The sequence below is a fragment of the Pseudobutyrivibrio xylanivorans DSM 14809 genome (assembly GCF_900141825.1).
GTDB lineage: Bacteria > Bacillota > Clostridia > Lachnospirales > Lachnospiraceae > Pseudobutyrivibrio > Pseudobutyrivibrio xylanivorans.
In genome coordinates, this window is sequence record NZ_FQYQ01000001.1 from 299,620 (window position 1) to 319,735 (window position 20,116).

Sequence of the window (20,116 nt, forward strand, 5' to 3'; positions counted from 1 at the left end):
GAACTTGGCTTTGCCAAGCAATATTTTCTTTCAGAAAATATTGGTCCATGTCCGGTTCTTGATTTTCTGAGGAAAATCAAAAACCTATACTATTATCGTCACATTTCTTAAATATATTCTTGATAAAATGCTACCATGAGCGTTGTGTGATTTGTCATGGAGGCATGATTATGGCGATTCAGTTGGAGTCACAGATTAAACCTTTTATACTTTTGATTCTTGCAGTTTGCCTTGTATCATTGAATATAATTTTCGCCAAAACTAATGAGAGTATAGGTAATAAGAGAGAGGTAATGTCCTTTAAGGGGATGCTTGTGTCATTTATGATATATGCCCTTGTGGACATACGTCTGCTTATTGGAGATGGATTTTACACAATGTTCCCAAGACCAATTGTACTTTTTATAGTAGCAATTGGTTTTGGGGTTATGTCTCTCGCCTGTTACTTTTGGTTCATCCACGTTTCATCAAACATCGATCCCAAAGTAAAATCAAAGCAAATAAAAAAGTTCAGATTGTTTGACATTCTTTTCTTGCTTCCGCTTGCTATTGTTGTAATTTTGCTTTTTACACCACTTCATGTTTTGGTTTATGACATAGTAGATGGAATGGTTGTGTTCTACCCAATGTTGTCATTTATCTTATTCCTAGACTATGTATATCTGATTTCCGCTACTATTATTTCCATTAGAAATAGACGACGAGCAAAGAATAGACTGGAAAAGAAGAAATATGGTAGCCAAATTCTGTTTATCATTTTCTTTACAATCAGCGGAATGCTTATAGGATTTTTGCTAAATCTTCCGGCGATAGAGCTTTGCGTAATACCTGTTGTTATCAAGCTGTTTGTGGAGCTACAGGATTCTCAGATATATACTGATGCTTTGACTAAGCTTAATAACAGAAGACGTATTACAGAGTACATACATAATGAATTGATAAACTGCGGTGAGGAAAATCCACTTACAGTTATCATGGTGGATCTTGATTATTTTAAGAGTATTAATGATATTTTTGGACATGATGAGGGCGACAGGGCTCTAATTGTATTTTCAGATTCCCTTAAAGAGGTTTTTAAAGGCAGTGACGCCATTGTAGCAAGATGGGGTGGAGATGAATTTGTAGTGGCATGCAGAGAGGAACGTATTGCTACAGATGTGAGAGAAAAACTTGAGGATGTTCTTCATAAAAACAATGAACTATCTTACGCTCTTTCTTTTAGTGTGGGAGCATATACATGTACCTCATCAAAAATGACCTATGAGCAGGTATTCAATGAAGCGGATGAATTACTTTATAAAGATAAAGAAGTTCAACACAGGAGAAGGATGGATTTTAATCAGAAATTGAAAAATATTAAGTCAGTAGGTAGATAGCATAGGCTAGATAGAAGGGATTCCATTAGTGGAGTCCCTTTTTAGTAAAATTATCAGAATTTTAACCAATTATTCATAAATTTGTCGTATAATTCTCTTGTGGTGTGCAGTGGGGCTGCTTTTCAGTAAAGGAGAGGGAACATGGCAAAGAAACCAAAACCTAAGAGTGCCAATACTCAGTCAGGTATTAATCCAAAGGATAGTGTAAAGACCAAACTTATAGTTATTATGGCTTTACTTGTGGCAGTTCCTTTGATTGTCGCCATCTTTATTAGTTATTTGTCATCATCTAATAAGGCAAAAAAAGATGCTTTGGAATTGCTTGAGACAACGTCTGAGTATGTTGAAAAGGAATATGAACAGATTATAAGAGAAAATGTTGATTCTCTACAGATGTTCGCTACATCTCCAAGTACTATGGATTATATGGAATATTATGGTACTGATGGAAGCAATATTCCAGATGCAGTAATTCAGGCACATATGGCTCAAATTAATACAATAATTAATGATGGAAACGATAGCGTAGTATTAACTTTGGCGTCAGGTCAGCAGATTCTGAGAACTGATGGTGGAGACTGTGTAAATATAGCTGATCGTGAATTCTTCCAGAGAGCAACATCTACAGGAAAGCCTGCAGTTTCAGGTGTAATAGTTAGTAAATCTTCAGGAGCAAGAGTAGCCATTATTGCTGTACCTATTTTTAGTGAGAGTGGCGAGGTTATTGGCGAGTGCCAGAGGAGTATAGATTTATCAGTTCTTCATGAGTTTTTGGCAGCCAATATAAGTGACGGTTATATCGTGGATCAGAATGGTATCATGGCTGCACATGCTCAGTTTGATATTGGCCCTGATGAAGAGTATGATATGAGCGGCATCGAGAGTGTAACATCTTCTGAATCAAGTGGTATGTTTGAGCAGGCTTTCAGCGGTGCCAATACATATAATGCATGGGTAAAAGAGCCTATTACAGGATATTCTGTTATTGTGGCGGAACAGGAGAGTGCAATTACAGCAGAGGCAAATAAAGCAGCCATAACTGTAGTTATTATAGGAATAATTCTTCTGGTAGTTGCTGTTATTATATCTCTTTTTATGGCAACAAGCTTTACTAATCCAATCCTTGCTGTTACAAATACAATTACAGAGCTTGCAGACGGACGATTTAAAAAGATTAATGGCTATACAGGTCGAAAGGACGAGTTTGGCGAGATAGTTCGTAGTACAAATTCGGTTATTGATAAGTTAGATAATATTGTTACCGCTATAAAACAGTCTGCTACTACAGTAACTACTTCATCTGAGGATTTAGCAGATATGGCAAACCAGATTGCTGCCACAACAGATACTGTTGCAAATGCGGTACAGGAAATTGCCACAGGTGCTGTTCAGCAGGCTGAGGAAATCCAGCAAGCAGCTGAGAATGTTGGAAAGATTACAGACGCTGTAACAGGTGTTCAGTCATCCACTGAAAATATGGAAAGTCTTGCAGGCAAGATGAAGGATGCTTCACAGACCTCCAGCAAGTCACTGCTTAATCTTCAGGATTCTAGTAGCGATATGACTGCTAAGATTGAGGAAATCGCAAGAACAATTTCTGCTACTAAGGATGCTGTTACAAGCATCAATGAAAGTGTAGAAGGTATTTCTGGAATTGCATCTCAGACAAATCTTCTTTCACTTAATGCTTCTATAGAGGCTGCTCGTGCTGGTGAGGCAGGTAAGGGCTTCGCAGTAGTTGCTGAGGAAATCAGAAAGCTTGCTGATGATTCAGATAGCATGGCACAGGATATTAGAACCCAGATGGATATTCTGTTAAAGCAGTCTGAGGCAGCAGTTGCAGCAGCTAATCTTGTAAAGCAGGGCAACTTAGAGCAGCAGGAAGCTATCGGTGGAACACTTGAATCTGTAAACGGTATGCTTGATGATATTAATGGTACTGTTGATGGTGTTAAGGAAATCGCTGGTGGTGCTGAGACTTGTGTATCTTCTAATGATATTGTTTCTGATGCCATGTCATCACTTTCAGCAATTTCGGAAGAGAACGCTGCATCTTCAGAAACTACAGGAGCTTCTGTGCAAGAGCTTTCAGCTACAGTTTCAAGTCTTGCAAATTCAGCAGACGACCTGAAGGAGATAGCTGTTAAGCTTAACGAAGAGATTTCATTCTTCAAGGATGATACAGAATAAGAGTATTCATATTAAATGCTATGGCTAGGGCGTTATGCCCTAGCTTTTTAGCTATAAATTCAATTTATAACCAGCTATTATTTTTATCTATTTCACATATCAATGAAAACAGTGGTATAGTTAACCCATCATTTAAGAAAGGAGCAAGACAAAATGAAAAAGCAAAATAGCTTTACAGGGATGTACATGTGCATGCGTCGAATGCTTATCTCCCAGGCAGCTGATTATGGCCCTGGCGCGATGGCTTTTTGTCTTGCGCCTGTTACGGATTAAATCACTGAGATTTGATTGAGCCATTGCCTGGGAGTCAAAAGCCTGGCAATGGTTTTTTTATTGCCATTTATAGATATGAGGAGAGATAAAAGATGCATGAGATAGAAATTAAGAATCTTTGTAAAAGCTTCATAGACAAGGATACAAGGGTAGATGCTCTCAGAGACATCAACATCACTGTTGATAAGGGAGACATCTTTGGAATCATAGGAATGTCTGGAGCAGGAAAAAGTACTTTGATTCGATGTATAAACTACTTGGAGAAGCCTACAAGCGGTCGGGTAATCGTAGAAGGTAAGGAGCTTGGACAGCTTAATGAAAAAGAGCTTAGAACTCAGCGACAGGATATTGCAATGATATTCCAGCACTTCAACTTACTTCAGCAGAAGAATGTTATTGATAACATTATTTTTCCACTTGTTTTACAGGGGGTTAAAAAGAAGGAAGCAAGAGAAAAGGCATTTGAGCTACTTTCAAAAGTAGGACTTGAGGATAAGGCAAAATCTTATCCATCACAGCTTTCTGGAGGACAGCAGCAGAGAGTTGCTATTGCAAGAGCCCTTGCAGCAGATCCAAAGATTCTTCTTTGTGACGAGGCAACAAGTGCACTTGACCCACAGACTACAGCATCAATACTTACACTTCTTAAGGAGATTAATAAGGAATACGGAATTACGATAGTTCTTATCACTCATCAGATGTCAGTTGTTAAGGCTATCTGTAACAAGGTAGCAGTTTTAGAAGAAGGACAGCTGATTGATAGTGGAAGACTTGAGGATGTTGAACTTCCAGAGGATAAATTCTTTTGGTTGAATAAAGAAAATGAGCTGAAGAATAAAGAGTTCGAGAAAGCTGGCATTAAGGAGGTAAGAAACTATGTGGGATAGCACAACAATTAACATGATATTAGAGGGAATTGTTGGAACAGTATACATGAGTATAGTTTCTACATTCTTTGGATATATATTGGGACTTCCAATGGGAGTACTACTTACAATTTCAGACAAGAATGGCTTAAAGCCAAATCCAGTGCTTTATAAGATTTTAGATGCGATTTCAAATGTTGTACGATCTGTACCATTTTTAATTCTTCTTATATTATTGATACCATTTACAAGACTTGTGGTTGGAAAGTCTTATGGCACAACAGCTACAATTGTTCCACTTGTAATCAGTGCAGCACCATACATAGCAAGAATGGTGGAGTCTTCACTTAAGGAAGTGGATGAGGGTGTTATTGAAGCAGCAAAGGCAATGGGAGCTTCAAACACCCAGATAGTTTTTAAGGTTTTATTAGTAGAGGCCAGAACCTCACTTATCACCAACGCGACAATAGCCCTTGGTACTGTCCTTGGATATTCAGCAATGGCAGGCACCATAGGCGGTGGCGGACTTGGCGACATCGCAATCCGCTACGGATACTATCGATATCAGGCAGATATCATGATTGTTACAGTTATCTTGCTTATTGCATTGTTCCAGATTTTCCAGAACACTGGAATGTTTATAGCAAGAAAGCTTAACCATAAAATTTAAATGAAACAGGACACAATTAACATTACACAATAAAGGAGAAAGAACTATGAAAAAGAAATTATTGGCAGGAATTTTAACAACAACATTTGCAGTAGCAGCACTTACAGGCTGCGGTAGCGCAAACACAGAGGAGACAGCTGCAGAGCCAGCAGAGGCTACAACAGAGGAAGCTGCAGATAAAGCAACTGGCGAGCTTACAACAATCAAGGTAGCAGCTTCAGCTACACCTCATGCAGAAATTTTAGAGTATGCAGCACCTCTTCTTGAAGCAAAGGGATACAAGCTTGATGTTACAGTATTTGATGATTATGTACAGCCAAACCTTGTAGTAGAGTCTGGTGAGTTTGATGCAAACTATTTCCAGCATGTACCTTATCTTGACAGCTTCAACGAGGAGCAGGGTACACATATCGTAGATGCAGGTGATATCCACTATGAGCCATTCGGAATTTACCCAGGTACAAAGGCATCTCTCGATGATGTTGCTGATGGTGATGTAATCGCTATCCCAAATGATACAACAAACGAGGCTAGAGCACTTCTTCTTCTTCAGGACAACGGACTTCTTACACTTAAGGAAGGTGCAGGTCTTACAGCTACAATCAACGACATTACAGAGAATCCTAAGAACATTGAGTTTCAGGAGCTTGAGGCAGCACAGGTTGCACGAGTAAAGGACGAGGTTGCATTCGTAGTATTAAATGGTAACTATGCTCTTGAGGCAGGCTTCTCGGTAGCTAAGGATTCTATCGCATATGAGGCTTCTGATTCAGAGGCGGCAAAGACATACGTTAATATCATTGCAGTTGCTGAGGGCAACGAGAACAATGACGGAATTAAGGCTTTAGTAGAAGTTCTTAAGTCTGATGACGTTCAGAAGTTTATTAACGATACATACGATGGAGCAGTAGTTCCATTCTAGTATTATTAAGAACAAAATAAGAAATTGACATTTTTAATTAATCCTCTTAGGGTCGGCTTTGCCGGCCCTTTTTTTATGTATTATATTAAAACAAATTGTGAACAATTATGTTGTTTAACCGTTTCTTCATATTTTTGCCCTATAATTCACTTAGTTATTAATAGTAACCTGTTGATTTTGTATGAGGAGTGTACTATGGGAAAGAAAGAAGAGAAGGCTAATAAGTCAGCTAAGTCAGGTATTGCTTTTAAAGACAGTATTAAGACTAAGCTTATATGTATAATGGCATTGCTTGTAGCGGTTCCTTTGCTTATAGCAATTATAATAAGCTATAACAACTCTACATCTAAGTCTAAGGATGATGCTTTAGAATTATTGAATATGACCGCAAGAATGGTAGAGACAGAGTTTGCAGAAATTGTTGTGCAAAATACTGCAGCTCTCCAATCATTTGCCACTGCACCTAGTTCGATTAATTATCTTGAAAACTATCATACAGAGAATCAGCCAGTGCCAGATGAAGTAATGCTTGCACATATGGATGCGATAAATGATTTTATAAATGATGGAAATAAAAGCGTTATCTTTACTAAGGCTGATGGTGATCAGATGCTTAGAACTGACAGGAAAGAGAATGCTAATATTTCTGATAGAGAATATTTCCAGGAGGCTGTTTCAACTGGAAAGCCTGCAATCTCTAATGTTCAGGTAAGTAAGAAGGCTGGAAACCGTATCATGATTATCTGTGTTCCCGTATATAACGAGGCAAAAACTCAGGTTATAGGCACTATTCAGCGAAGCTATGATTTGAATAGATTACATGAATTCCTTGCTGCAAATATTTCTGATGGTTTTATTGCTGACCGTGCAGGCATGATGGTAGCACATGCTCAGTTCGAAATTACTCCTGAGGATGAATATGATTTGAGCTCATATGGATTTGTTGGCTCTAGTGAAAGCAGTGGTGTTATTGAATCAGAATTCGAATCAGGGCTTACATATATGTCCTGGGTACGAGAACCAATGACAGGATATGTTGTAGCAGCATCAAAGACTAATGCAGAAATCATGTCAGCTGCTATCAAATCAGCTATGATGACTGTATTTATAGGAATCATATTACTTGTAATTGCAGTAGTTATTTCTCTTCTTATTGCAACAAGCTTTACTAGACCTATTCTTGCAGTTACTGCAACCATCACTCAGTTGGCAGACGGTCGTTTCAAAAAGATTGATGGCCATGAAAAGCGTAAGGATGAATTTGGCGAAATAGTTCGTAGTACAAACTCCGTTATTGATAGATTAGGCGATATAGTAAATTCAATTAAACATTCAGCAGCTACTGTTACAACATCTTCTGAGGATTTGGCAGATATGGCAAATCAGATTGCTGCCACAACAGATACTGTAGCAAATGCAGTACAGGAGATTGCAACAGGCGCTGTTCAGCAGGCTGAGGAGATTCAGGAAGCAGCGGAGAATGTTGGAAAGATTACAGATGCTGTAACTGGTGTACAGACATCTACAGATAATATGGAAACTCTTGCAGGCAAGATGAAGGAAGCTTCACAGGCTTCAAGCAAGTCACTTCTTAATCTTCAGGATTCAAGTAGTGACATGACAGAGAAGATTGAAGAGATTGCTAAAACAATTTCCGCTACAAAAGATGCTGTTACAAGCATTAACGAGAGCGTAGAGGGTATTTCAGGAATTGCATCTCAGACAAATCTCCTTTCACTTAATGCAAGTATCGAGGCAGCACGTGCTGGTGAGGCCGGTAAGGGCTTCGCAGTCGTTGCTGAGGAAATTAGAAAGCTTGCTGATGATTCAGACAGCATGGCTCAGGACATCAGAACTCAGATGGATATTCTTTTGAAGCAGTCTGAGGCTGCGGTTGCAGCAGCTAACCTTGTTAAGCAGGGTAACCTAGAGCAGCAGGAAGCTATCGGAGGAACTTTGGAATCTGTTAACGGAATGCTTGAAGACATCAATGGTACTGTTGATGGTGTTAAGGAGATTGCAGGTGGTGCTGAGACATGTGTATCTTCTAATGATATCGTATCAGATGCAATGTCATCTCTTTCAGCTATTTCAGAAGAGAATGCAGCATCTTCAGAGACAACAGGAGCTTCTGTTCAGGAGCTTTCAGCTACAGTTTCAACACTTGCAGCTTCCGCTGACGATTTGAAGGATATTGCTGTTAAACTTAATGAAGAGATTTCCTTCTTTAAAGATGATACTGAATAAAACATATGAATTTGTAAGGGTCAGCTTTGCTGGCCCTTATGTGTAAAAGGGTTTGCTTTGGAGGAGTATAAAAATGGGAAAAGCAAAACTGGTGAAAAATAATGAAAATGATATTTCATGGAAGAATAGCATCAAAACGAAGCTTATTTCATCAATGTTACTTGTGGCGGCTATCCCTTTGTTAATCGCTGTAAGTATCAGTTATTACACTTCTACAACAAAAGCAGTTGCAGATGCTCTTGATTCTTTGGAGTGGCAGGCCTGGTATGTACAGAGTGCAATTCTGACAGTTATCCAGAATAATGAGTCGACGATTAGATCCTTTGCTGAATCGCCTACAACAATTGCTTTTATGAGAGGCGAAGAAGTTGATATGGATGAGCTAAAGGCTCAAATGAAGTCTTTGGATGAGTATCTTGGAGATGGCAATGTTATAGTACTTTCTAATGCCGAGGGCCAGATGGTTCTTAGGGATGATGACGGTGCTCTTGTAGATATTAGTCAGAGGGAATATTGGCAGGAAGCAATGACTGGTAAATTTTCCGTATCCAATGCTATAGTAAGTGCCTCTACCGGCACCAGAAGTATTAGTATGGCATGCCCGGTTATTGACAATCATACAGGTAAGGTCCTTGGAACAGTTCATAGAAATTATAATCTGAATGATTTCCATGAAATTCTTGCAGCAGAATGCGACGAAGGCTTCGTGGTAGATAGAAATGGTGACATGCTTGCTCATTCACAGTATGAGATTAGTGCAGATGATGAGGTTTTAAATTTTAGTGCATCGCCATATATGAATACCGATGGAATAGAAGGCTCTTACAGATCAACAGCAGCAGGATATCCTACTTACTTGGCATATGCAAAGGATAACGATCTTTCAGGTTTTACAGTTTGTGTTGCAAAAAAAGAAAGTGATATCATGGCATCTGCAAGAAAGTCAGCTTATATAGTAATTGGAATAGGCATTGCTTTACTTGTTATAGTAGCTGTTTTGTCTGTAATATTAGCTAATGGATTTGCAAAGCCTATTACTTCAGTAGATTCTTCTTTATCAAACCTTGCTGAAGGCCGATTTAAACAGATTGATGGCTTCGCAAATCGTAAAGACGAAATTGGTAAGATAGTTCGCAGTACGAATTCGGTAATAGGTAAGTTAGATGACATTGTAGGACATATAAAATCCTCTGCGTCTATTGTAGGAGATTCTTCTGAGAATCTATCTGATATGGCTAATCAGATTTCTTCAACAGCTGAAGGCGTATCAAATGCGGTTATGGAAATTGCTACAGGTGCTACACAGCAGGCAGAAGAGATTCAGCAGGCTGCAGAGAATGTTGGGCGAATAACAGATGCAGTTACTGGAGTACAGCATTCTACTGAAAACATGGAGAATCTTGCTAGTAAGATGAAGCAGGCTTCAGAAGCGTCTAGTAAATCCCTTATCGATCTTCAGAGCTCTAGTAGCGATATGACTGAGAAGATTGAAGAAATTGCAAGAACCATTTCGGCAACCAAGGATGCTGTTACAAGCATTAATGAAAGTGTTGAAGGTATTTCGGGAATTGCTTCACAGACAAATCTTCTTTCGCTTAATGCTTCTATCGAGGCAGCTCGAGCTGGTGAGGCAGGTAAGGGCTTCGCAGTTGTTGCTGAGGAGATTAGAAAGCTGGCCGATGATTCAGATAGCATGGCTCAGGATATCAGAACACAGATGGATATTCTTTTAAAGCAGTCTGAGGCAGCTGTTACAGCAGCAAATCTTGTCAGACAGGGAAATCTGGAGCAGCAGGAGGCCATTGGCGAGACCTTGGAATCAGTTAATGGTATGCTTGCAGATATTGATGGAACTGTTGATGGTGTGCGTGATATCGCTGGTGGGGCAAGCACTTGTGTGGAGTCTAATGATGTCGTATCAGATGCCATGTCATCACTTTCAGCTATTTCAGAAGAGAATGCAGCATCTTCAGAAACAACTGGAAATTCTGTTCAGGAATTATCTGGAACAGTTTCAGACCTTGCAAAATCTGCTGATGACCTTAAGGACATAGCTATTAAGCTTAATGAAGAGATTTCCTTCTTTAAGGATGATGATGAAGTATAGAATAAGATAATAAAAAGCTTAGGATGAGATAAAGCATCCTAAGCTTTTTTAATGATTTTCGATTGTTGGGGTTGCTTGTATGTCATAGGGAAAAAAATGAGAAAATGAGGCTTCAAGCATATAAAAATGAGAAAAAGTTGAAAATTATATGCTCAAATGTCTGTTTTGATTGAAGAAAATGAGGCTTCAAGCATATAAAAATGAGAAAAGCTTGAAAATTATATGCTTAAATGTCTGTTTTGATTGAAGAAAATGAGGCTTCAAGCATATAAAAATGAGAAAAAGTTGAAAATTATATGCTTAAATGCTTGTTTTGAATAAGTCAAAGTTGGTTTTAAGCATATAATATCTTTAATTTTGGAGATATTATATGCTTTTGCCCATAATCCCTTGTTGCCAACAGGGGAGAGGAGTTCTAAAAATCCAGATTTAAAGAATATATATTTCCCTAAATAGCTTTTGTAAGTTTTGTGGCATTGCATCAATCAATCATAAGAGTGGACAGTTTCTCTTCAGGCTCCTAGCTTTTTAAGTGTATTTTTTTAGTTCATATACTATAATAGTAGCTAGTACAAATACATGATTTTGAGGAAGCACTATTGGAGAAAAATAATATGAATATAGATGAAATTCTAACTAGATTTGAAATGGGAAATTTATCAAAAGAAGATGCAGTAAAAATGCTGTCAGCAGATGGCACATTAGAAATGGCTTATGCCAAGCTTGATATAGGAAGAAAAAAAAGACAGGGGTTTCCTGAAGTGGTTTATTGTAGTGGGAAAAAGGATGACTACCTCTTGGAAATTTTTAAAAAGCTATATGAGCTTAATGGCGAAGTGCTGGGTACCAGAGCATCTAAAGAACAATATGAATTATTAAAAAATGAGTTACCACAGATACAATTTGATGAGGAATCATCTATATTAAAAATTGAAGCGCCAGAGAAAAAGCATATTGGAAAGGTGGTCGTATGTACTGCCGGAACCGCAGATATTCCTGTGGCTAAAGAAGCAGCAGAAGTAGCGGAGTTTATGGGAGCCAATGTGGAAAAACTATTTGACGTTGGTGTAAGTGGTATACACAGGCTATTTCATAATCTGGATATTTTTAATGACGCAAGTTGTGTTATAGCGGTAGCAGGAATGGAAGGGGCTCTTGCAAGTATAGTTGCAGGGCTCGTTAGTTGTCCGGTTATTGCGGTACCTACCTCTGTGGGATATGGAGCGAGTTTTAATGGCATATCTGCTCTTTTGACAATGCTTAATTCCTGCGCTAATTGTATTGCTACAGTAAATATTGATAATGGCTATGGAGCAGGGGTTTTAGCCAGTCAGATAAATAGACAGACATACGAGAAATAAATATAATGGTTTGTAGTTATAAACAAGTCATGGAGGAAAAAGATGATTAAAGTAGGAATTTTAGGTTACGGAAACCTTGGACGTGGAGTGGAAGCAGCAGTTTCATTAAGTGAAGATATGGAACTTGTTGCCATTTATACAAGAAGAGACCCAAAGACAGTTACAGTAAAATCAAATGTACCAGTTAAAAGCACAGATGATTTGGACACAGGAAAAGAGGATATTGATGTTTTAGTTATCTGTGGTGGTAGTGCTACAGACCTTCCTGAGATGACACCTAAATATGCGAAGCTCTATAACGTTATTGATTCATTTGATACACATGCAAGAATCCCAGAGCACTTTGCAAATGTTGATGCAGCCTCAAAGGAAGCTGGGAAGATTGGACTTATCTCTTGCGGATGGGACCCAGGAATGTTTTCTCTAAATCGTTTATATGCAGCCTCAATTCTTCCAAAGGGACAGGCATATACATTCTGGGGTAAGGGCGTTAGCCAGGGGCACTCAGATGCAATTCGTCGTATTGAGGGCGTTGTTGATGCCAGACAGTACACTGTTCCAGTGCCAGCTGCACTTGAGAGAGTTAGAAGCGGAGAAAATCCAGAACTTACTACAAGAGAAAAGCACACAAGAGAGTGTTTCGTTGTAGTTGAAGAGGGTGCAGATAAGGCTCGTATAGAAAAAGAAATCAAGGAGATGCCTAATTACTTCTCAGACTATGATACAACAGTAAACTTTATTTCAGCTGAGGAACTTAAGGCAAACCATAGTGGACTTCCACATGGAGGAAGCGTAATCTACACAGGTGAGACAGGTTTTGATGGCAATAAGCATGTTATTGAGTATCGCCTTGATTTAGATTCAAATCCAGAATTTACAGGGGCTACACTTACAGCTTATGCAAGAGCAGTTGTTCGTCTTAATTCTGAGGGTGTTACTGGTGCGAAAACAGTATTTGATATTGCACCAGCATATTTATCACCAATCAGCTCAGAAGAGCTCAGAGCTCATTTCTTATAGGAAATTTTAATTCTAAGGTAAAGTTATCTTTTGTGGTGCGAGTTTTGCTTGCACCACTTTGTCTTTTCATGAGACTTGAAATACTGATAAGACCGATTTTTGCACTTTCATTTTTACGAGGCTCTTTTCTGATTTTATTAGTAATAGAAAGTACGGCATTTTCATTATCATGGAAAATGCGAATTCTAACTGGTTCAGTTTCATCAGCATATTTATCAATATTCGTAAATACGTTATTGAAGATTCTTAAAATATCATTCATATTCACATGAATATTAAAGGTATCTTTAGGCTCTTCAAATTCAAAACTAAAACCCTGAGCCTCAAGTGGAAGAGAAAGCTCTGAGATTAGCTGCATGAAAAGAGCAACACCATCGTACTCTTCTAAAGCTTCTGCAGGACGTTCTGGATGAGGATCAAATGCAAGGAAGTATTCGAAAAGTCGATCTGACATCTCTTTGATTTGATGACAGGTATTTAAAGCGGTGTTAATGTACTTATCCATTTCTTCAGGAGAATTATAATGATGCTCCTTAAGAATCTCCAAATAACCCATCTGCGTGGTTAGTGGTGTTCGCAAATCATGAGAAAGGGCAGTAACAAGACTATTATTTGCCTGAAGCGCCTGTTTTTCGTTTTTCATCTGTTGGTCCAGTGCTATACGCATAGAATTAAGGCTTTCAGCCACCTGTGATATTTCATCATTTCCCTTTACAGGAATCTGGTAATCTAGGTTGCCTCCTTCTAAGATTCTAATTCCCTGTGTAACATCATTAATGTAATGGATTTTATTTCTGACAAATAAAATAATCGAAATTAGGCTAATAAAAGCTGATATTGCAATGCTTAATCGTAATAAATTAGAGTATAAAGAATACTGAATATCAGTGAATAGACAGAGTGTCACCTCACAATCAGTAAGCCGAAGAGTACGTGTGGTTTGTTCTGGAAAGTAGTCACTATAAATATCGACGTTTTCTTTAAACTCAGCATCATCTGCATCTATGGTTGTTTCAGCGTAGCCTGGGTTGTAAAAGGAAGAATATATTATTGAATTATCCTTCTTTAAGTAAAAGAAAGCTCTTGGATGAGAATCGTACCAATCATTAAGCGGAGAAGTATCGCCTGAGTTAACGCTTTCTTCGTAAATGAAGGTTTGTAAATTATCTATTAGAGAATTGATTTTATATTCTTTGTAGGTATTTTCATACCATTTTGATGAAGAAACATCTACTGACAATCTGGCAAGGAAAAAATAGCAGATTGCACCTAACAATACAGAAATGCACACTGCAATGGCCAACTCTATATATAGTGATTTTGAAAATAATTTCTTTGCTTTTATCATTGTAGCTTATAGCCCTTTCCCCAGACTGTTAGAAGATGGTGTGGATTAGATGGATCTTCTTCGATTTTTGTACGAAGATTTCTGATATGAACCATAATTGTAGCGTTAGAGCTGTATAGGTATGGCTCATTCCAAATAGTTTCATATATAAGCTGAGCAGGAAAGATTCTGCCAGGACTACCTATAAGAAGTTTGAAAATCTGGTATTCCAGTTCAGATAAATCTAATTGAATTTCATTACCCTTGGAATCGGTTGTGAATACTTCATTTCTGTCTTTGGAGATCTTGAATATATCATATGTAATTACATTATCATCAGCAGGTGCTTCTTTTCCTTTATATACGTAATAGCGACGAAGAAGTGATTTCACTCTGGCGGTTAGCTCCGCGTGAGAGAAAGGCTTTGCAAGATAATCGTCGCCGCCTATTAAGAGTCCCAACGATTTATCAGAATCAGTGCCTTTGGCAGTCAAGAATAGAATAGGCATCTGGTACTTTTCACGGATTATCTTGCAAACATCCAGACCTGATTTACCAGGCATCATAATGTCCAGTATTATAAGATCAATAGAATCATCCACAAGAGAAAGGGCAGTTTCGCCATCAGGTGCTTCTATAACCTCATAGCCCTCGCTTTCTAATAATATCTTTATAATGTTGCGGATTTCTTCATTATCATCAACTGTTAATATCTTTTGTTTACCCATAATTAATTCCTTAATCAAATAATTGATACATGTCTTTAACTGTATACTAGCATAAAAAAAGTGTTTAATCTCTGAAAAAAGGCTTTTTTAGATTTCTTTAGATTTACCATAGGCTTTTCTTTAGATTCTGTCTGTATGATTGTCCAATGTAAGTTAAAAACATACTTCGGAGGAAAATAAAAATGAAGTTAAAAGAAATATTAGCTGTCCAGAAAAATGAAGGAGAAATGTCTGAACAAGATAAGAAATTTTTTAAGAGTTTAAATAAAAAAGTAGTTGCAGCCATGGTTATTGCAGCAATACTTCTTACAACTATTATTGGAGCGACTGTAATTAAAAATGTTAAGGCAGGCAACACAGAGCTACCTGAAATCCTTACAGTTCAGGCGGCTAAGCAGGATATTCAAAAGACTATTTCAGCAACGGGAACAATCATCTCATCGGAAGAATCATCAGAGAATGCATCTATTACAGGAAGTTATCCTGTGGCTGAAGTATATGTAAAAGTAGGTGATGTTGTAAAAAAAGGTGATCCACTTTATAAGCTAGACATGAAGTCAATGAGGGAGCAGTTGTCTTATCAGCAGCAGGCTCTTAGTATCCAAAATCAGCTTAATGATATTGCAAAACAGAATGCTGACCGAGGTATGCAAAATACAAAGGATAGCGGTGCTATTGCAGTAATTGATGCAGACAGAGATATCGTGAAAAAACAGCAGGCAGTTGTTGAGGCGGAAAGAAATGTAAGAAAGGCAAAGGAAGCTATTGATAGAGCCTATGATTCTATTAGACATGCAGAAGGAGGCTCGGAGGAAGAAAAACGTAGTGCTCATGCGGAGCGAATAGAAGCAGAAAATTCTTTACAGCCAGCTAAGGAAGCCCTAGAGGAAGCAAAAAAGGAATTAGAGATAGAAACCATAAAATCCGAGAAGGCAAAGAAAGATGCAAATGATGCAATTGTCGACAAGTACATGGCATCTAAAGTGGACGAGCTAAATGCAAAACAGAGCAGTCTTTCAGCAAAGCAGGAGATGAGCAAGGCCAGGGAAGAGCTTTCGAAAGAAATAGTGTATGCCTCTCAGGATGGAACGGTTACTAATGTGAATATTAAAGCAGATCAGCCTTTTAGTGGGGGAGATGCAGTAGTTATAGATAATGTTACAAATCTAAAAGCTACTGCTGACATAGATGAGGCACAGATCCCAAATGTTAAAGAAGGCCAGAAGGTTCAGATTAAGACAGATGCAACAGGCGATGAAATTTTAAATGGTACTGTAGTTTTTGTTTCACCCACAGCGACAAAAAATAGTAACAAGAACACAGATAATCAATCATCAACAGCATCAGTTTCTAAGACCCGCGCTACTTATAGAGTGGATGTTGATATAGAAGGTTCAAATGAAGCGTTAAGACTTGGAATGACTGCCAAAATGACCTTTATTATTGCAGATAAACAAAACGCTCTTGCAGTACCTTCAGCTGATATTCAGACAGATGCAGATGGAAGCAAGTATGTTGTAGTGCAGCAGGCAGACGGAACTACTACTAATGTGAAGGTTGAAACAGGTATTTCTGATGAATTCTATACAGAGATTACAGGTGGTCAGCTTAAAGAGGGACAGGAAATTGTAGAAGCTTCAATGGACGGTGGAGCGGATGCAGTTCTTGATGCAATGGGAGCAGATGGAGGTATTTACGATGAGTAATAATAATGATGTCTTGTTATCTGCAAGAAATATTAGAAAAAGCTACTACATAGGAACTCCCAACGAACTTGAGATATTACATGGGATAGATTTGGATATTCGTAAAGGCGAATTTGTTTCTATAGTAGGTCAGTCTGGTTCTGGTAAAAGTACCTTGATGAATATCCTTGGAATTTTAGATAGGCAGACAGCTGGCGAGTACGTGTTAAATGGAGTAAATATTTCTACAGCGCCTGCGAAGCAGCTTGCAAAGCTAAGAAACAAACATATTGGATTTGTATTTCAGACCTACAATCTAATTGCTCGAACAGATTCCATTTCAAATGTAGAAATGCCAATGCTTTATGCAGGTATTTCACCCAAAGAAAGAAGAGAACGAGCTGAAGAACTGTTAGAGATGGTAGGAATGAAAGAACGAATGCATCATACACCAGATGAGCTTTCAGGTGGACAAAAGCAAAGAGTTGCCATTGCTAGAGCCATGGCTAATAACCCTGATATTATTCTAGCTGATGAGCCAACAGGAGCATTGGATTCTGGAACAGGCCGAATGGTTATGGATATTTTCCATGAACTTCACGAAAAGCAGGGCAAGACCATTGTGTTAATCACTCATTCAAATGAGCTTGCTGCAGAGACACCAAGGATAATTACAATTAGTGATGGCAATATTATTAATGAAAAGATAAATGAGGTTGAAGGATTGATGAACAATCCTGAAAGGAAAATCGTATGTTAGTTGAAAATTGCAAGCTTGCGATTAAAAGTATCAAGGCCAATAAAAAAAGAGCATTTCTAACAATGCTAGGAATTATTATTGGTGTTGCGGCTGTAATTGCAATTATGACAGTGGGAAACTCCATGACTAAGGGCGTACAAAAACAGCTTGAAAGTTATGGTGTTCAAAATATTGAAGTATATATTTCAACAATAGATTATTCACAGGAACTGTCCGAAGAAGAGCAGGAGAATCTTAAATTTAAGCCAGAAGATATTCACTCTCTTTCAGAACATTTTGGCAAAAAAATAGCAGCTATATCCATGGATTCAAGTCTTGGAAGCGGAACAGTTCTTGTTAATAATAAAAAAGCAAAGGTTGATGTTACTGGAGTTAGTGCTGGATATTTCAAAGCAAATAATCTTAAACTAAAGTCAGGAAGTTATTTTAATGAGTATGCATATAGACAGGGGACCAATGTGGCTCTTGTTTCAGAAAAATATGCCAAGCAAATAGCTGGAGACAATTATAAGAATGAGGATGTAATTGGTAAGACCTATGAGGTTAATTTAAATGATGAATACATCAATCTTACAGTAGTAGGAATCTATGAAGAACAAAAGTCTCAGGGAATGGGAGGCAGCGCTGCTGGCGTCCAAACAACAACTATGTATATACCGCTCTTTACAGCCTGGAACTTTAACCATAATAAAGATATGTATTCGCCAACTGTGGTTGCAGCAGAAGGAGTAGATACCATTGCTCTTTCTAATGATATAAAAGCCTACCTTAATCAGAAAATGGCAAATCAGTTGGGAGATAAATTACAGGTTGATGCATACAGCAATCAGTCCATGATCCAGGAAAACAATAAGATGATGAATCAGCTTACCATGGCAATTTCGCTTATAGCAGCTATTGCGCTTATTGTAGGAGGAATAGGTGTTATGAACATAATGACCGTTTCTATCACAGAGCGTACCAGAGAAATTGGAACCAGAAAAGCACTTGGTGCGGAGGATTCCATGATTATGCTTCAGTTTATCAGTGAAGCAGTTATACTTTGCCTTATCGGTGGACTTATAGGAATGGTAATTGGTGTTGTTATTGGAGATGTGGCATCTAAACTTATGGGATACGCTCCAACAATTTCACTTGCAAGCATTTATATTTCTGTAGGCTTTTCTACAGCCATAGGTATGTTCTTTGGCTACTCACCAGCAAAACATGCTGCCAAAATGAATCCAATTGACGCATTAAGATATGAGTAATTGATAAAAACTCGCAATAAGCATATTTTTGAGAATCACCTATTGACGCGATAGGTGATTTCTTTTATATTAATCGCAGACTAAAATACTAGGCAAGTAGGTAATAAAAAAAGAAAGGGTAAAAGGATATGTTCGTATACGCAGATAACGCAGCAACAACTGCTGTTTCACCTAAAGTAGTTGAAGCAATGCTTCCATATTTTACAGAGGTTTATGGTAATCCATCCAGCCTCTATTCAGTAGGACAGAAGGCTAAGGAGGTTCTCGAGGAATCAAGAGAGAGAGTAGCAAAGGTTCTTGGCGCTTCGCCTAGAGAGATTTATTTCACATCAGGCGGTAGCGAGGCTGATAATCAGGCTATCATCTCAGCAGCCAGAATCGGAGAGAAGAAGGGAAAGAAGCACATCATCTCCACAAAGTTCGAGCATCACGCAGTACTTCATACTTTACAGGCTCTTGAGAAGGAAGGCTTTGAAATCGAACTTCTTGACGTACATTCAAATGGTGTTGTATCTGCACAGCAGGTAGCAGATGCTATCCGTGAGGATACAGCTCTTGTAACTATTATGTATGCTAACAACGAGATTGGAACAATTCAGCCTATCGCTGAAATTGGTGCTGTATGTAAGGAAAGAGGAGTTCTTTTCCATACAGATGCTGTTCAGGCAGTTAGCCATGTTCACATCGATGTAAAGGAGCAGAACATTGATATGCTTTCAATTTCAGCGCATAAGTTCCACGGTCCTAAGGGCGTTGGTGTGCTTTATGCCAGAGGCGGAATCGTTCTTACAAACGTAATTAACGGTGGTGCTCAGGAGAGAGGTAAGCGTGCCGGCACAGAAAACCTTGCAGGTATAGTCGGACTTACAGTAGCCCTTGAGGATGTGGTTGCTCACATTGATGAGACAAATGAGAAGCTTGAAAAGCTTCAGGACAGATTAATCGAAGGTCTTTCAAAGATTCCTTATTCAGAGCTTAACGGTGACAGAAATTTAAGAGTAAAGTCAAACGTAAACTTCTGTTTTGAAGGAATCGAAGGAGAATCACTTCTTTTATTATTAGATGACAAGGGAGTGGCAGTTTCATCAGGTTCTGCCTGCACATCAGGTTCACTTGACCCAAGCCACGTGCTTCTTGCAATTGGCAGACCACATGAGGTTGCACACGGTTCACTTAGAGTTTCACTTGGTGAGGATGCAACAGAGGAGCAGGTTGATTACATCATCAAGTCTGTTTCAGAAGTAGTTGAATACCTTCGTGGATTTTCACCATTCTGGGGTGATTTAGTAAGTGGCAAGCGTCCACACGTATTTGCAGAGCACACAGTGGCTTAA

General features: G+C 38.5%; 14 protein-coding genes and 1 pseudogene. 13 read left to right on the forward strand and 2 right to left on the reverse strand.

The window, feature by feature from the left end; translation table 11 throughout:
- Window positions 1-170: 170 nt before the first annotated feature.
- The 9 genes and pseudogenes from BUA88_RS01360 (at window position 171) to BUA88_RS01400 (ending at window position 13,032) form a co-directional block, all read left to right on the forward strand.
- Window positions 171-1,376 (forward strand): histidine kinase N-terminal 7TM domain-containing diguanylate cyclase, encoded by a 1,206-nt coding sequence (locus BUA88_RS01360; RefSeq protein ID WP_072911353.1) that lies wholly within the window; start codon window positions 171-173, stop codon window positions 1,374-1,376.
- Window positions 1,377-1,517: 141 nt separating this feature from the next.
- Window positions 1,518-3,566, forward strand: coding sequence for a methyl-accepting chemotaxis protein (locus BUA88_RS01365; RefSeq protein ID WP_072911356.1), 2,049 nt, complete (start codon window positions 1,518-1,520; stop codon window positions 3,564-3,566).
- A 365-nt stretch (window positions 3,567-3,931) separates the two neighbouring features.
- A pseudogene (locus BUA88_RS01370) lies at window positions 3,932-4,621 on the forward strand (methionine ABC transporter ATP-binding protein); the annotation flags it as partial.
- Window positions 4,622-4,715: 94 nt separating this feature from the next.
- Window positions 4,716-5,375 (forward strand): methionine ABC transporter permease, encoded by a 660-nt coding sequence (locus BUA88_RS01375; RefSeq protein WP_072911362.1) that lies wholly within the window; start codon window positions 4,716-4,718, stop codon window positions 5,373-5,375.
- 46 nt (window positions 5,376-5,421) lie between these two features.
- Window positions 5,422-6,297, forward strand: coding sequence for a MetQ/NlpA family ABC transporter substrate-binding protein (locus tag BUA88_RS01380; RefSeq protein ID WP_072911364.1), 876 nt, complete (start codon window positions 5,422-5,424; stop codon window positions 6,295-6,297).
- Between the two features lie 195 nt (window positions 6,298-6,492).
- Window positions 6,493-8,544, forward strand: a complete 2,052-nt coding sequence (locus tag BUA88_RS01385; protein ID WP_072911367.1) for a methyl-accepting chemotaxis protein — start codon at window positions 6,493-6,495, stop codon at window positions 8,542-8,544.
- Window positions 8,545-8,617: 73 nt separating this feature from the next.
- Window positions 8,618-10,651, forward strand: coding sequence for a methyl-accepting chemotaxis protein (locus BUA88_RS01390; protein WP_072911370.1), 2,034 nt, complete (start codon window positions 8,618-8,620; stop codon window positions 10,649-10,651).
- A gap of 614 nt (window positions 10,652-11,265) precedes the next feature.
- Window positions 11,266-12,012: a nickel pincer cofactor biosynthesis protein LarB gene (larB, locus tag BUA88_RS01395; protein ID WP_072911372.1), complete on the forward strand. Its 747-nt coding sequence runs from the start codon at window positions 11,266-11,268 to the stop codon at window positions 12,010-12,012.
- A 42-nt stretch (window positions 12,013-12,054) separates the two neighbouring features.
- Complete coding sequence (locus BUA88_RS01400) at window positions 12,055-13,032, forward strand: diaminopimelate dehydrogenase (RefSeq protein WP_072911375.1); 978 nt, start codon at window positions 12,055-12,057, stop codon at window positions 13,030-13,032.
- Here the strand turns inward: BUA88_RS01400 and BUA88_RS01405 are convergent.
- Window positions 13,013-14,380 (reverse strand): sensor histidine kinase, encoded by a 1,368-nt coding sequence (locus BUA88_RS01405; protein ID WP_072911380.1) that lies wholly within the window; start codon window positions 14,378-14,380, stop codon window positions 13,013-13,015. The genes BUA88_RS01400 and BUA88_RS01405 overlap by 20 nt on opposite strands.
- Window positions 14,377-15,087, reverse strand: a complete 711-nt coding sequence (locus tag BUA88_RS01410; protein WP_072911385.1) for a response regulator transcription factor — start codon at window positions 15,085-15,087, stop codon at window positions 14,377-14,379. Before BUA88_RS01410 ends, BUA88_RS01405 begins: the two co-directional genes overlap by 4 nt.
- Before the next feature lie 182 nt (window positions 15,088-15,269).
- On the opposite strand from BUA88_RS01410, the gene BUA88_RS01415 reads away from it, so the two are divergent.
- From BUA88_RS01415 to nifS, 4 genes are all read left to right on the forward strand, one after another.
- Complete coding sequence (locus BUA88_RS01415; protein ID WP_072911390.1) at window positions 15,270-16,793, forward strand: efflux RND transporter periplasmic adaptor subunit; 1,524 nt, start codon at window positions 15,270-15,272, stop codon at window positions 16,791-16,793.
- Complete coding sequence (locus tag BUA88_RS01420; protein ID WP_072911394.1) at window positions 16,786-17,532, forward strand: ABC transporter ATP-binding protein; 747 nt, start codon at window positions 16,786-16,788, stop codon at window positions 17,530-17,532. The genes BUA88_RS01415 and BUA88_RS01420 overlap by 8 nt, the downstream gene beginning before the upstream one ends.
- Window positions 17,526-18,782 carry an ABC transporter permease gene (locus BUA88_RS01425; protein WP_072911399.1) on the forward strand — a complete coding sequence of 419 codons (1,257 nt, stop codon included), beginning with the start codon at window positions 17,526-17,528 and terminating at the stop codon, window positions 18,780-18,782. The genes BUA88_RS01420 and BUA88_RS01425 overlap by 7 nt, the downstream gene beginning before the upstream one ends.
- Window positions 18,783-18,910: 128 nt before the next feature.
- The gene (gene nifS, locus BUA88_RS01430; RefSeq protein ID WP_072911403.1) at window positions 18,911-20,116 is read left to right on the forward strand and encodes a cysteine desulfurase NifS; all 1,206 of its coding nucleotides are present in this window, start codon (window positions 18,911-18,913) and stop codon (window positions 20,114-20,116) included.